Consider the following 13,240-nt stretch of genomic DNA (forward strand, 5'->3'; position numbering starts at 1 on the left):
TTAACATGGTTGCAGTGGATAAACTTGAGAATCAACATGACAATTGAACAAAATAAGAATCGTCGTCCTGCCGCTAGCGGATGCACAATCCATTGTCACGATTGCAGTATGGGTACCCTTTGTATTCCTTTTACCCTCAATGCAAGTGAGCTAGATCAGCTCGATGATATTATTGAGCGTAAAAAGCCAATCCAGAAAGGCGAGCAAATTTTTAAATCGGGTGATGCGTTGAAATCCCTGTTTGCGATCCGCTCTGGCACCATCAAAAGTTACACTATTACCGAGCAAGGTGATGAGCAGATCACTGGCTTCCATCTTGCGGGTGATGTGATTGGTTTTGATGGTATTCACGCTCAGTTACATCAGAGTTTTGCACAGGCCCTCGAAACCTCTATGGTTTGTGAAATCCCCTTTAATATCCTCGATGAACTTTCGGGCACTATGCCTAAGTTACGTCAGCAGATCATGCGTCTAATGAGTAATGAGATCATGAGCGATCAAGAAATGATCCTGCTGCTCAGTAAGAAAAATGCCGAAGAACGTCTAGCAGCGTTTATCAGCAATTTAGCAAATCGTTTCGGCAGCCGTGGTTTCTCACCTAAAGAATTCCGTTTAACCATGACCCGCGGTGACATTGGCAATTATCTCGGTTTAACCGTTGAAACCATCAGCCGCTTACTTGGACGCTTCCAAAAGTCAGGCTTGATTGAGGTTAAGGGTAAGTACATCACTATCCTCGACTCGCAAGAGCTAAATCTGTTAGCGGGTAATTCTCGCATCGCGAGATAGTCAATCGCAAGAGCATTAACCGTGAGAGGTCAAGCCTAAATAATTGTCGCCAATAGCATAACAGTTTAATGGTAAAAGCTGTGCTTGCTAGACATGTCATGCAGATTAAGGCATGATTTTTAAGCGAGTTTTAATCAATTTCAAATGAGTTTGATCTAGAACAATACAGCTCACTGCCAAAGGCTCATGATGATATTGAGCCTATGACTAAAGGAACCTCCCATGAAGGATTATCAAAAAATACTGGTTGTGGTTGACCCTACCACTGAGAATCAAGTTGCCCTTGCACGAGCGGTCGCCTTGGCCAGTAAATGCAACGCTCAAGTCACTGTGTTTCTTTCTATCTTCGACTTCTCTTACGAAATGACTTCGATTTTGTCGAATCAAGAACGCGAAGCCATGCGTCAAGGTGTCATAGATCAACGGCTCGCTTGGATCCAAGACTTACTCGCCGCTTATACTCATCTGCAACTCAATATCGATACTCAAGTCATTTGGCATAATCGCCCCTTTGAAAGCATTATTAATCATGCTATTTCAGGGCAATACGATTTGATTGTTAAAGGCACCCATGCCCACGACAAACTCAAGGCGGTGATCTTCACTCCAACTGATTGGCATTTGATGCGTAAAGCCCCTGTGCCAGTGTTGATGGTGAAAGCCCATGACTGGCCAGCCGCGGGCAAAATCCTCTGTGCTGTGAATGTGGCAACCGAAGATACCGATCATCAAATGCTTAACGGTAAAATTATTGAACATGCAAAAGATTTGGCGAAAAAGTTCTCTGCTGAAGTACATTTAGTCAATGGCTATCCCGGCACGCCAGTTAACCTAGCCATTGAGCTTCCTGACTTTGATGCCCAGTCATACAACGAAACCATTCGCATGCAGCATGAGCAGCGCGTGAGTTATCTTGCGGGCGCCTATGATATTAATCCAAGTCATTGCCATGTAAAAGAAGGTTTACCAGAGGATGTGATCCCTGAGCTTGCTGAAAAACTTGATGCTGAATTGGTGATCTTAGGGACTGTCGGTCGTACCGGATTTTCAGCAGCACTGATAGGCAATACCGCTGAACATGTTATCGATAGCATCAACTGCGATTTATTGGCTATAAAGCCCGACGGTTATAAATCACCGTTAGAAGAAGCCTAAGCAATACGCGGCTCTTTACCCCGCCAAAGATAGCTGGAATAATACGCGCCCTGAAACTGTGTTACTGGGCGCTTTTTTATGCTTGAAGCTATATCTGAAGTTACGGTAAATCCTATGCCGGAAGAATTATCAAAAAAACAAACTACCCGTCTGAATAAATTACAGAAGCGGCTTCGTCGTGAAGTGGGCAGCGCGATTGCCGATTACAATATGATTGAAGATGGCGATAAGATCATGTGCTGCCTCAGTGGCGGTAAAGACAGCTACGCCATGCTCGATATTTTGATGAATCTGCAGCAACGCGCGCCCATTCAGTTTGAAATCATTGCGGTTAATTTAGATCAGAAGCAACCAGGCTTCCCTGAACATGTATTGCCTGCCTATCTCGATAAGCTCAATGTGCCTTATCACATCCTCGAGAAAGATACTTACTCGATAGTGAAAGACAAAATCCCTGAAGGTAAAACCACCTGCTCCTTGTGCTCTCGCCTGCGCCGCGGCACGCTTTATGGCTTTGCTCAGCGTATCGGCGCCACTAAAATCGCCCTAGGCCATCACAGGGATGACATTATCGAGACCTTGTTCTTAAATATGTTCTTTGGCGGTAAGATGAAAGCAATGCCGCCAAAGCTGCTGTCGGATGATGGCGCTAATATCGTCATACGTCCCCTAGCCTATTGTCGCGAGAAAGATCTCGAAGAATATGCCAGCTTAAAAGAATTTCCAATCATTCCATGCAACTTGTGTGGCTCACAGGAAAACTTAAAGCGCGCCGCAGTCAAAGACATGCTAAATCAATGGGATAAACAATACCCAGGCCGCATTGAAACGATTTTCACCGCCATGCAAAACACCGCACCATCACAGGGTGTTGACCGTGAACAGTTCGACTTTGTGTCTCTAACACGTGACCCAGATGCGCCTATGCGTGGTGATGTTGCTGAAGCCAATCTACCTGCATTCGATTTTCTTGATATCGCCAATAGCGGTCGTATCGATTTGGATGCAGCAAAACGCATTGATATTGTTAACACTTACGAAGTCTGACTTAGACTAAATTTAGCGCCTAATCAGTAAGAGAAGTTAACGCAACGAAAGTAAGCAAGATAAATTAGCACAACAAAATGCCCACTTAATGTGGGCATTTTTATGCTTACAGAATAAGTTTATCTTTGAGCCAGCGCTTCTGAATCGCTTATCTCAAGACACCTATTCAAGATATAAAGATGATTACTTCACCCAAGGACTCAACACTAATGGCTGGGCACTGAAGCTTAGCGTGGTGATGCTTTCAAGCTCATTAGCGGCTAATTTATAACTGCCTTTTATCGCTTCTTCACGGCCATTAAGGCGTACATAGACTTCTTGTTCAGGTGAGAATTCAAAGTTTAAGCCAGTAATGGATTCCCTAAAATAACGCATCGGGAAGCCTTGCATAGCACCGAGCAGCGTGTCCATCTCAGTCATGATTTGTTGTAAGCGCGTTTTATCGTACTCGGCTAATGTCTGTTTTGCTCTCACTTGCATTGCAATACCACATCCCTCAGCGCTGCCAGCGAAATTCAGATTAACCAAGGCTCGCTGATCTTTTAAATCATCATCTAAGGGAATGAATAATCGCTGTGCATCAGTATACGTCAGTGGCGTTGAGGTTTTTTCACTGGAAATAGAACCACTTTGGATCAAACAATTCTTTTGCATTGGAACACTAAAAGCCACTTCCACGAGTTGATAACCGCCTTTATTGACTTGTTTCAACCTATCATAAAAGCCTTTATATTCAAGGGATACAGTTTCTGCAGCGGCGCTAGTTGCCAAAAAGAACAGGCTACTAAACAACAGTTTTTTATACATCGACATTCACCAAATATTTTTCATTATGACGTAACATATCAAGCAGCTCATCAATATAAGCTTCTTGTCTTTCAGAATAATTCACTAAACCGTAAATCAATTGATCCGCTGTTGGCTCTAGCTCCTGTGAACGTAGATCTGCTCGAATAGAGCGAAATAACGCATAGGCAGTATTAGAATTTAAATTACGCATATAGGATGAAACCGATTCATCAACCGATGAAAACACTTTTACCTCATGACTTTTACCCGAACCACGTGAGGACGGCACTATGCCGCAGCCAGAAGTAAAACACCATTCACCAAAAAAGTTAAAACCTTCTCTGGCAAAACGTGAACTCCCCCAACCCGATTCATTCGCGGCTTGAATTAACACCATAGATTCCGGCACGATATCTACACGTTTAAGTAAGCTTGCTAATGACTTAGCATCTACGTTACGCGCCGCATATTGGTATTTATCGAATAACGCATTGATTTGCGCTAATTCGGTATCAGATAAACTCTTACCATTATCGACTAAGGCAAGCATCTCATTGATAAAGCCACGCTCCATCAAGATAATGGCATTCTGTTGCTGAACAATCGGCCGCAGGAAATCAAAAAAAGCTTTCTTCTTTTCGGTAATGTCGCTGATCGCTGAAAAGTCAGGGACTTGCGTAACAGGATCGACATCGCTAACGAATTGGGGCGCAATAGCGGATGAGTCATTCGAGTGAGGAATGATCCAAACTCGTAATGCAAAAATCGCCACTATGACCATGGCTAATGCCAATGTAAACGAACCGATTCTACCCGTTTTCAATCATTCACCTTAGGTGTAACGCCCTTATTGGGCAAATAAAGGCCGGATTATAAGCTATTTGTCAGATTTCACGAAATTTGCCCATCATCATGATCACGAACTCAGGTACAATATTACGCCTGAGGCACCATTATCGAGTCGAGCTTGCTATTACGCCGTCATTTATAGATGCAAGCATTTGACTGAGTATTTATACTAAGGTTCCTTAGCGTTATCACCATTGCACAACGGCTCATGAGTCATCCCGCTTATAGCGACAATGGATGGCTATGACATTAAGTTTTCGGGTATTCAGGAAGGAAAAACCCAGATGCAGCATTTGATGTTAAATCAATTTGAACGTGTCGTCGCCATCGGCGGAGGCCATGGTTTAGGCCGAGTATTATCCTCGCTCGATTTTTTAGGCAACCGCCTTACAGGGATTGTCGCCACCACTGATAATGGCGGTTCTACTGGTCGACTGAGAGCCGAGCAAGACTGCATTGCTTGGGGGGATTTACGTAACTGCTTATCCCATTTAGCTAATCGTCCTTCCGTTGGCTCGCAATTGTTTGAATACCGTTTCCAAGGTGCCACTGAACTTAGTGGCCATAATTTAGGTAACTTAATCTTACTGGCTCTTGATCAACTCTGCGTTCGTCCATTAGAGGCAGTTAATCTCATCCGTAACTTACTCAAGATTGAAACCCAACTTATTCCCATGTCAGAGCAGCCCACTCACTTAGTGGCCCTGCAAGCCTGTGGCAGTAAAGTCTTTGGGGAGATCAATGTCGACAGTATGAATGAGGCGCCTATCGCGCTCTGCCTTGAGCCACAGGTCGATGCCACCTTTGAAGCCTGTGAGGCCGTTCGGCACGCAGATTTAGTTATTCTAGGCCCTGGCAGCTTTTTAACCAGTATCATGCCGCCGCTGCTATTACCTAAGTTCGCAAAAAGCCTTGCAGCAACTAAAGCGCAGGTGATCTTTATCGACAACCTTGCCGAAGAGGCCTCACCCGCGGGTCGGTTTAGCATTGAGCAACGCATAGCTTGGTGTCACCAGGTGATTGGCAAGCCTATCATTCACAAAGTGCTACGTCATGGCGAACAAACGCGTTTAGGGCCACTGATCAACTATTTTCCGTTGAAGAACCGCCATAATCCCAATCTACATGATCAAGCGAACTTATTAGATGCATTAAGCGCCCTGCTGCGGATCAATGATCTCACTCAACAACCGCTTGCCTGCTAGCGCTTACCTGTTAATCTTTTAATCGAAATAATAAAGGACAGCAAGTGCTGTCCTTTATATTGTAAAGCTAAAAGGAATGTCCCTTTAGTCTGTCTATAAGGCTGCAATAACCATTACAACACTTGTGCTATGGCTTTACAGATAACAGGCATATTCGTCTTAGTCATGCCTGCAACGCTAATGCGCCCAGAGCCGACAATATAGACACCGAATTCGTCTTTCAAACGTGCCACTTGGGCTTTGTTTAAACCTGAGAAACTGAACATGCCATTTTGGCGAGAAATAAAACTGAAGTCCTGAGTCACACCCTCAGCCTTTAAGCTATCAACAAACAGAGTACGCATTTCGGCGATACGTTCACGCATTTCTTTGACTTCCTGCACCCACATGGCTTTTAGAGCTGCATCATTTAATATCGTGCTGACGATCAGTGCGCCGTGTGCTGGCGGATTAGAATAGTTGGCGCGTATGGTACGTTTCACTTGGCTAAAAGCACGTACGGCAGCATCAGCATCTTCAGCCACCACAGTCACGGCGCCAATACGCTCGTTGTATAAACCAAAGTTTTTAGAGAAAGAGTTAGCGACCAGCAACTCAGACACTTTAGACGCTACTAAACGCAGACCTGCCGCATCTTCTTCAATGCCAGCACCAAAACCCTGATAAGCAAAGTCAAACAGTGGCACGAGTTTCTTATCAGCACACAATTGAGCAACAAGTTCCCATTGCGCCAACGTTAAATCGATACCCGTTGGGTTATGGCAGCAACCGTGTAGCAACACGACATCACCCGCATTCGCGTTAGATAAATCAGTCATCATGGTATCGAAATCGATGTCATGGGCTTCTGCTTTGTAATAACCGTACTCTTTAACCGTTAAACCCGCCGTTTCAAAAATATTCTGATGGTTGGCCCATGTTGGATTACTCACCCAAATCGTGTGCGAATCGGTATTACGCAGTAAAAACTCAGCAGCAATACGCAGTGCTCCTGTACCACCAGGAGCTTGCGCTGTGGCAGCACGGCCAGAAGAAATTAATGCACTGCCTTCGCCAAACAACAATGTCTGTACTACACGGTTATAAGCTTGAACGCCTTCAATGCCTAAGTAGTTTTTGGTCTTCTCTTGCTCAAGTAAAATGGCCTCGGCTTTTTTCACTGAAGCCAGAACGGGAGTCTGTCCTGCCTCATCCTTATAAATGCCAACACCAAGATTAACTTTATCCTGACGCGGATCAGCTTTAAAGGTATCGGTTAAACCAAGAATTGGATCAGCGGGTGCGAGTAATACTTGAGAGAAAATCATGACTACGTATCCTAATATGCGCGTGTAGGGGAAATTTCGGCTTATTTATACCACTGTCTTTAAGGGGGTAATAGCGACTTAAGTCCCTTCTTAGGGAAATTATTACACTATTGTCGATTCAACAATAAAAAGTACATTTTATTGTATAATTCCCATTAATATAGTTACACTACTTGAATAAAGCGATTTACAACATCTAGAACACAAAATCACTCAGTTTTATATTGTAGAAAAGAAACAGGTCAGAAGTCGCAATACTGAATGAGTAAAATAGTGGGCTTGGGCCTAACCAATCTATAGCTGTAGTGATACTAGACTATAGCTGTAGTGATACTAGATTAAGAATCATAAAATGTGGATGTAGAAGTTATAAAGCAAAAAAGCCCTGACATCAGTCAGGGCTTTTCTGTTTTTGGTACCCGAGGCCAGACTTGAACTGGCACGCTGTTACCAGCGAGGGATTTTAAATCCCTTGTGTCTACCGATTCCACCACTCGGGCAAACTCTTTATATTAACGACGGGAATCGTGTCATTAATACTTTAATCTATGGAGGCGCGACCCGGAGTCGAACCGAGATCGACGGATTTGCAATCCGCAGCATAGCCATTCTGCCATCGCGCCCAAACTGCCAAATTTATTAAAATTTGGAGCGACATATCGGGTTCGAACCGATGACCTATACCTTGGCAAGGTATCGCTCTACCAACTGAGCTAATGTCGCCTATCATTGCGCTTAATCATTTGAACTCATGCTCGGCATGCTTTCCCCTGACTGCGGATTGGCATTCTACCGATTTAGACCTCAGAGTCAATCAACAATTTTTAAAAAATGATCTAAGCCGCATCGTTTGCCCAATAAACCGCCACACCTCAGTAAAGTTGATGTTTCATTCATCAATTTAGGCTTTTTACCGATACTGATGCCGATGCTACCGCTAATTAAACACGGCAGATAAACAGGGGATCATGGAGTCGAGTCCAATAAAATTGTAGAAGTATAGAAAAACAAAAGCGCCCTATTGGGCGCTTTATTCAAAGGTTAGGCAAAGTTATTAATCACTCAAGCAAAAACTACGTGGGCAATTTACGCAGGTAGAGATAGCGTCGTTAAACCTAACATAGTTTGCATTACGCCAACCACTTGGCAACTGTAACCAAATTCGTTGTCATACCATACATAAAGAATGGCACGCTTGCCTTCTGCAATAGTCGCTTGTGAATCAACCACACCCGCGTAGCGAGAACCCACTAAATCGCTCGATACAATCTCAGTAGAGTCTGTGTAATCAATTTGATTTTGCAGTGGTGATTGTAGCGCCGTATCTTTCAGATACTCGTTAAGCTCATCTTTACTAGTTACAGCATTCAGGTTCATGCTGATGATCGCCATAGAGACGTTAGGCGTCGGCACACGAATAGCGTTACCTGTTAACTTACCGGCTAATGCAGGTAAAGCTTTAGCAACCGCTTTTGCTGCACCCGTTTCAGTGATCACCATGTTTAATGGTGCACTACGGCCACGACGGTCAGCGGTATGATAGTTATCAATCAGGTTTTGATCGTTAGTATAAGAATGAATCGTTTCAACGTGACCATTCTCGATACCATATTTATCATTCACAGCTTTCAGTACTGGCGTAATAGCATTGGTGGTACAACTCGCCGCTGAAACGATAATGTCTTCTGGGGTAATATCGCCTTCGTTCACACCGTAAACGATATTCTTAATCGCGCCTTTTGCAGGAGCCGTCAGTAATACTTTGCTGGCACCTGGGCTCTTAAGGTGTAAACCAAGACCCGCTTCATCTTTCCAAATACCTGTATTATCAACAATCAATGCATCATTGATGTCGTATTTAGTGTAATCCACTTCGTCGGGTGAATTAGCATAGATCACTTGGATATAAGTGCCGTTGGCTATGATGGCGTTGTGCTCTTCGTCAACTTCAACAGAGCCATTGAAAGGACCATGAACTGAGTCACGACGCAGTAAACTCGCGCGTTTTTCTAAATCGCCTTTCTTACCGCCACGTAAAACGATAGCGCGTAACCTTAACTTATTGCTGCGACCTGTGCGTTCAATCAGCAAGCGTGCCAATAAGCGACCGATACGGCCAAAACCATAAAGCACGACGTCACGCGGCGCGACATCATCGGCATGGTCGATAGCATCGGCCAATTCTTTTGCCATATAGCTTTCAATTTCGCTGACATCAGTATGGTCGCGCCAGTAATTAACTGCGAGTTTACCAATATCCACTTTACATTGTTTAACTGCGAGTTTGCTCAAAGCTTGAACGAAGGGGAAACTCTCGCGTAAACGTAATTTTTCACCGACATGACGACGAACTAAACGGTGCGCTTTAATGATTTCAATCGTAGAAGCATTGAGTAACGGCTTGCCATAGACCACGACTTCAACGCCTTGGTTACGGTACAACTTGCCTAACAAAGGCTGCATCGCCTCTGCCATTTCAAAACGTTCTTGCCAACTTTGTAGGTGTTTATCAGCGCTCATTTACAGATCCTTTATCTCACTTTTCAATAAAATGTACTGAAAGGTTTGAGTAACATGACGAAAAGACCAATAATCTAATGCGGGTTTTAGGGAAAACCCTGTTTTGGTCGGCGCCATTGTAATGAAAGTCGCGCTTTGTTGCCAGTAAGATATTTTCTGTAAATCTGTAATTTTATTAGAAAAATTATCGTTTGGAGAGTGTTTTGAGACAAAATCTAGTAATAATTACATCATTTACCTTAGGGATGAGCTTTTTCGGTCTTTTCGGTTGTGATAATGACCGAAATATCTCAGCAATTTGTAAAAATAATCCTGAAATTTGTGCCGATTTGCATAAGGATAGCTGGTGTTTGACTGAAAAGACCAAACTTATCCAAAACCGCTACATGTTAAAAGACAACGAAAACCTCACAGGTAAGCAGCTCTACTCACAATTAACCTACCTTGAGGATTACAGCCGTTGCATTGAACTCGCCTCTGGCGTTCAGCATATCATCCACACCAATCGCACAGCTGATAGAGCCAGAGCCTTTAGACTAAGCACTCAAAATTTAAGTTTACTACAAGATCAAACCCGTGAACGGCAAGACCCTTTTATGTCCTATTACCAATGGACTCGCTTTGGCGATACCGCAGCGTTAAATAGATTATTAGAACAGGAAAACGCCGGCGAAGTGACTGACCCCTTTCTACTTGCCCAAGTCGCAACCTATTACAGCAATCGAAATGCCATCAAAGCGCAACAACTCTATCTTAAAGTCTTTGCGGAGATCCATTACGATGATTTCGACGTTAACTGGTTACTTGGGCTCGCATCTGCCTATCGCCAGCAACAAGTTTTAGATAAATCCTATATGCTGACGAAAGCAAATTTACTACTTACGCAGCAGAAGTATTCTGAGGAAAAAATGCTAGCCTTGCTCGGTGGCAATAAAACGCTGGCGACTGAACTCGATCTAAAAGCCCAAGCCCTTATCGATGTGCTAAAAAAGGGCACTTATTCTATGAGTCCAGTAAGACAATGGCTTGATCCTCAAGCGGTTGCCCAAGCGCCAACTGCAACTGAGGTGGTGCCGCCTGCGCCTGTCGAAAAAGTAAACTAAGCAACTGATGGCAAAATGTTTGCCATCTTGTAATTTTTTACCCAATTAACGCGTGAAAAATGGCGATTTCGCGACCGATGTAAAAAAAATACCTAATTTGTTAATCAAGACAGCGGTAAAATGCCGATTTAACTTGACGATAGCTGTCAGTTTGGTAATTTTACTACCAGTTGAATTTTATAATCACCAGAGGGATATGAGATGACTATCCGTGTAGCAATAAATGGCTATGGCCGTATCGGTAGAAACGTATTACGCGCCTTGTACGAAAGCGAAAAAGCTTATCCAATCAAGATTGTCGCTATTAATGATTTAGGCGACGCTTCAATCAACGCTCACCTGACAAAATACGATTCTGTTCATGGTCGTTTCAATGCGAAAGTTGACCATGATGCCGAAGCTATTTATGTGAATGGCGATAAGATCCTCACTTTCCAAGAACGTGATCCTGCAAAACTACCATGGGCTGAGTTGCAAGTAGACGTGGTGTTCGAATGTACCGGTATCTTCACTTCTAAAGAAACCGTTCAACCACATTTAACCGCTGGCGCGAAGAAAGTGATTATTTCTGCTCCAGGTAAAAATGTGGATGCCACAGTTGTTTACGGTGTGAACAACAACGTGCTGACCTCAGACATGACAGTGATTTCAAATGCTTCTTGTACAACAAACTGTTTAGCCCCTTTTGCTAAGCCGTTAAATGACGAGATTGGTATCGAATCAGGCCTGATGACCACCATTCACGCTTATACCAACGATCAACGTTTATCTGACGTGTACCACACAGATTTACGTCGTGCCCGTGCTGCGGCACTGTCAATGATCCCAACTAAAACTGGCGCAGCAGCTGCTGTAGGTTTGGTTGTACCTGAATTACAAGGTAAATTCGACGGTTTAGCGGTTCGTGTACCTACAGTTAACGTATCACTCGTGGATTTATCTTTCATCGCTGCCCGTGATACGACAGTTGAAGAAGTGAATGCCATTATCGAACGCGCTGCCAGCGTTGCGCCATTGAGCGAAGTGTTAGCGGTAAACAAAGAGCCATTGGTGTCTATCGACTTTAACCACAATGCGTTTTCTTCAAACTTTGACGCAACTCAAACCCGTGTAAACGGTCGTTTAGTGAAAGTGATGTCTTGGTATGATAACGAGTGGGGATTCAGTAACCGTATGTTAGATAACGCGGTTGCACTGATGAACGCCAAGTAAGCGTAAAGTAATCTAGTCATTAGATCCCGCGTTACTCAATCAAGCCTCGCATTTGCGAGGCTTTTTATTGCCTTAGTTTTAATAAAAACAACAGACATAAAAAATCCCCACGCTATGGTAGGGATTTTTATTAGGCTGAAGAAAAGCTAAATAACGCGCTTAGGCATTACCCTTCACTTTCATATTCAGTGTCTTGGCAAAATCCAGCATACGCGTCAGCGGAATAAGCGCCTTAACTCTTAAGTCTTCATCTACAAAAATCTCATGGGTGGTTTTATCGCTGTCGGCGAGTGACGCTTCAATTGCCTGCAAACCGTTCATCGCCATCCAAGGACAGTGGGCACAGCTCTTACAGGTTGCGCCATTTCCGCCCGTTGGCGCTTCAATTAAAATTTTACCTGGCGCCGCCTGCTGCATTTTATAAAAAATGCCGCGATCGGTTGCCACGATAAAACGCTCATTCGGCATGGTCTGCGCCGCTTTAATCAGCTGACTGGTCGAGCCAACAGCATTGGCCATCGCCACCACACTGGCTGGCGACTCAGGATGCACAAGAATAGCTGCATCTGGGTAAACGCTTTTCATATCGCGCAGCGCATTAGATTTAAACTCGTCATGAACAATACAATCGCCCTGCCACATCAACATGTCGGCGCCCGTCTGTTTGGCAATATAGCTGCCTAAATGACGATCGGGTCCCCAAATGATCTTTTTACCTTCACTGTCTAAGTGCTCAACGATTTCGAGAGCAATACTTGAGGTCACCACCCAATCGGCACGCGCTTTAACCGCAGCCGAGGTATTGGCGTAAACCACCACAGTATGATCTGGGTGCGCGTCGCAGAAAGCGCTGAACTTATCGATTGGACAACCTAAGTCCAATGAACAGGTCGCTTCAAGGGTCGGCATTAAAATGGTTTTTTCTGGGCTTAAAATCTTGGCGGTTTCGCCCATAAACTTGACCCCAGCAACGATTAAGGTTTTTGCTGGGTGATCGCGGCCAAAGCGCGCCATTTCTAAGGAGTCTGAAACACAGCCGCCAGTCTCTTCGGCGAGGGCTTGGATTTCAGGATCGGTATAATAGTGGGCAACCAGAACGGCATCTTTTTCAATGAGCAGTTGTTTGATCCGCGCCTTATAATCGGCTTTTTGCGCATCGGACAAAGGCACTGGTTTAGGCGGAAACGGGTAATCAATGGTTTCTATTGTTGGAGCAAATGGGCTGGGGGCTAACTGACTCATAACACATCCATCAGGATAACTA

The 13,240-nt window shown here is 44.1% G+C and carries 11 protein-coding genes and 3 tRNA genes; 6 read left to right on the plus strand and 8 right to left on the minus strand.

Annotation, left to right across the window (positions count from 1 at the left end; translation table 11 throughout):
- Positions 1-36 precede the first annotated feature (36 nt).
- The 3 genes from etrA (at position 37) to ttcA (ending at position 2,991) form a co-directional block, all read left to right on the plus strand.
- Positions 37-789, plus strand: a complete 753-nt coding sequence (gene etrA, locus KO537_RS00080) for an electron transport transcriptional regulator EtrA (protein WP_006081599.1) — start codon at positions 37-39, stop codon at positions 787-789.
- Positions 790-1,011: 222 nt separating this feature from the next.
- The gene (gene uspE, locus KO537_RS00085) at positions 1,012-1,944 is read left to right on the plus strand and encodes a universal stress protein UspE (protein WP_105252478.1); all 933 of its coding nucleotides are present in this window, start codon (positions 1,012-1,014) and stop codon (positions 1,942-1,944) included.
- A 78-nt stretch (positions 1,945-2,022) separates the two neighbouring features.
- Entirely contained in the window at positions 2,023-2,991 is a 969-nt protein-coding gene (ttcA, locus tag KO537_RS00090; protein ID WP_173244915.1) for a tRNA 2-thiocytidine(32) synthetase TtcA, read from the plus strand.
- Between the two features lie 183 nt (positions 2,992-3,174).
- Here ttcA and KO537_RS00095 read toward each other — a convergent pair whose 3' ends face one another.
- Together KO537_RS00095 and KO537_RS00100 are read right to left on the minus strand one after the other, a co-directional pair.
- Positions 3,175-3,798 (minus strand): DUF2987 domain-containing protein, encoded by a 624-nt coding sequence (locus KO537_RS00095; protein WP_028759974.1) that lies wholly within the window; start codon positions 3,796-3,798, stop codon positions 3,175-3,177.
- Positions 3,791-4,603, minus strand: coding sequence for a glucosaminidase domain-containing protein (locus tag KO537_RS00100; RefSeq protein ID WP_028759975.1), 813 nt, complete (start codon positions 4,601-4,603; stop codon positions 3,791-3,793). The genes KO537_RS00095 and KO537_RS00100 overlap by 8 nt, the downstream gene beginning before the upstream one ends.
- 310 nt (positions 4,604-4,913) lie before the next feature.
- Between KO537_RS00100 and KO537_RS00105 the strand changes: the two genes are divergently transcribed.
- Positions 4,914-5,834 (plus strand): YvcK family protein, encoded by a 921-nt coding sequence (locus KO537_RS00105; RefSeq protein WP_105253119.1) that lies wholly within the window; start codon positions 4,914-4,916, stop codon positions 5,832-5,834.
- A 113-nt stretch (positions 5,835-5,947) separates the two neighbouring features.
- Here KO537_RS00105 and KO537_RS00110 read toward each other — a convergent pair whose 3' ends face one another.
- The 5 genes from KO537_RS00110 to KO537_RS00130 form a co-directional block, all read right to left on the minus strand.
- Complete coding sequence (locus tag KO537_RS00110; RefSeq protein WP_028759977.1) at positions 5,948-7,141, minus strand: amino acid aminotransferase; 1,194 nt, start codon at positions 7,139-7,141, stop codon at positions 5,948-5,950.
- A gap of 413 nt (positions 7,142-7,554) precedes the next feature.
- Positions 7,555-7,641 (minus strand) — tRNA-Leu (locus KO537_RS00115).
- Between the two features lie 49 nt (positions 7,642-7,690).
- Positions 7,691-7,764: transfer RNA gene (locus KO537_RS00120), tRNA-Cys, on the minus strand.
- Between the two features lie 24 nt (positions 7,765-7,788).
- Positions 7,789-7,864 (minus strand) — tRNA-Gly (locus KO537_RS00125).
- A gap of 363 nt (positions 7,865-8,227) precedes the next feature.
- A complete protein-coding gene (locus KO537_RS00130) occupies positions 8,228-9,661 on the minus strand; it encodes a glyceraldehyde-3-phosphate dehydrogenase (RefSeq protein WP_219233564.1) in 1,434 nt (477 codons plus the stop codon).
- Positions 9,662-9,864: 203 nt separating this feature from the next.
- On the opposite strand from KO537_RS00130, the gene KO537_RS00135 reads away from it, so the two are divergent.
- Positions 9,865-10,764 (plus strand): DUF2989 domain-containing protein, encoded by a 900-nt coding sequence (locus KO537_RS00135; RefSeq protein ID WP_173244921.1) that lies wholly within the window; start codon positions 9,865-9,867, stop codon positions 10,762-10,764.
- A gap of 201 nt (positions 10,765-10,965) precedes the next feature.
- The gene (gap, locus tag KO537_RS00140; RefSeq protein WP_006081590.1) at positions 10,966-11,976 is read left to right on the plus strand and encodes a type I glyceraldehyde-3-phosphate dehydrogenase; all 1,011 of its coding nucleotides are present in this window, start codon (positions 10,966-10,968) and stop codon (positions 11,974-11,976) included.
- A gap of 159 nt (positions 11,977-12,135) precedes the next feature.
- Here gap and nadA read toward each other — a convergent pair whose 3' ends face one another.
- Positions 12,136-13,218: a quinolinate synthase NadA gene (nadA, locus tag KO537_RS00145; RefSeq protein WP_173244924.1), complete on the minus strand. Its 1,083-nt coding sequence runs from the start codon at positions 13,216-13,218 to the stop codon at positions 12,136-12,138.
- Between the last annotated feature and the right edge of the window lie 22 nt (positions 13,219-13,240).

It is taken from the genome of Shewanella sp. NKUCC01_JLK (genome assembly GCF_019345615.1).
In the GTDB taxonomy this organism is placed as follows: domain Bacteria; phylum Pseudomonadota; class Gammaproteobacteria; order Enterobacterales; family Shewanellaceae; genus Shewanella; species Shewanella oncorhynchi.

Coding starts and splice junctions, on each gene's coding strand:
- KO537_RS00110 (WP_028759977.1), bottom strand. CDS start 7,141: ATGATTTTCTCTCAAGTATTACTCGCACCCGCTGATCCAATTCTTGGT.
- ttcA (WP_173244915.1), top strand. CDS start 2,023: ATGCTTGAAGCTATATCTGAAGTTACGGTAAATCCTATGCCGGAAGAA.
- uspE (WP_105252478.1), top strand. CDS start 1,012: ATGAAGGATTATCAAAAAATACTGGTTGTGGTTGACCCTACCACTGAG.
- KO537_RS00105 (WP_105253119.1), top strand. CDS start 4,914: ATGCAGCATTTGATGTTAAATCAATTTGAACGTGTCGTCGCCATCGGC.
- nadA (WP_173244924.1), bottom strand. CDS start 13,218: ATGAGTCAGTTAGCCCCCAGCCCATTTGCTCCAACAATAGAAACCATT.
- KO537_RS00095 (WP_028759974.1), bottom strand. CDS start 3,798: ATGTATAAAAAACTGTTGTTTAGTAGCCTGTTCTTTTTGGCAACTAGC.
- etrA (WP_006081599.1), top strand. CDS start 37: ATGACAATTGAACAAAATAAGAATCGTCGTCCTGCCGCTAGCGGATGC.
- gap (WP_006081590.1), top strand. CDS start 10,966: ATGACTATCCGTGTAGCAATAAATGGCTATGGCCGTATCGGTAGAAAC.
- KO537_RS00130 (WP_219233564.1), bottom strand. CDS start 9,661: ATGAGCGCTGATAAACACCTACAAAGTTGGCAAGAACGTTTTGAAATG.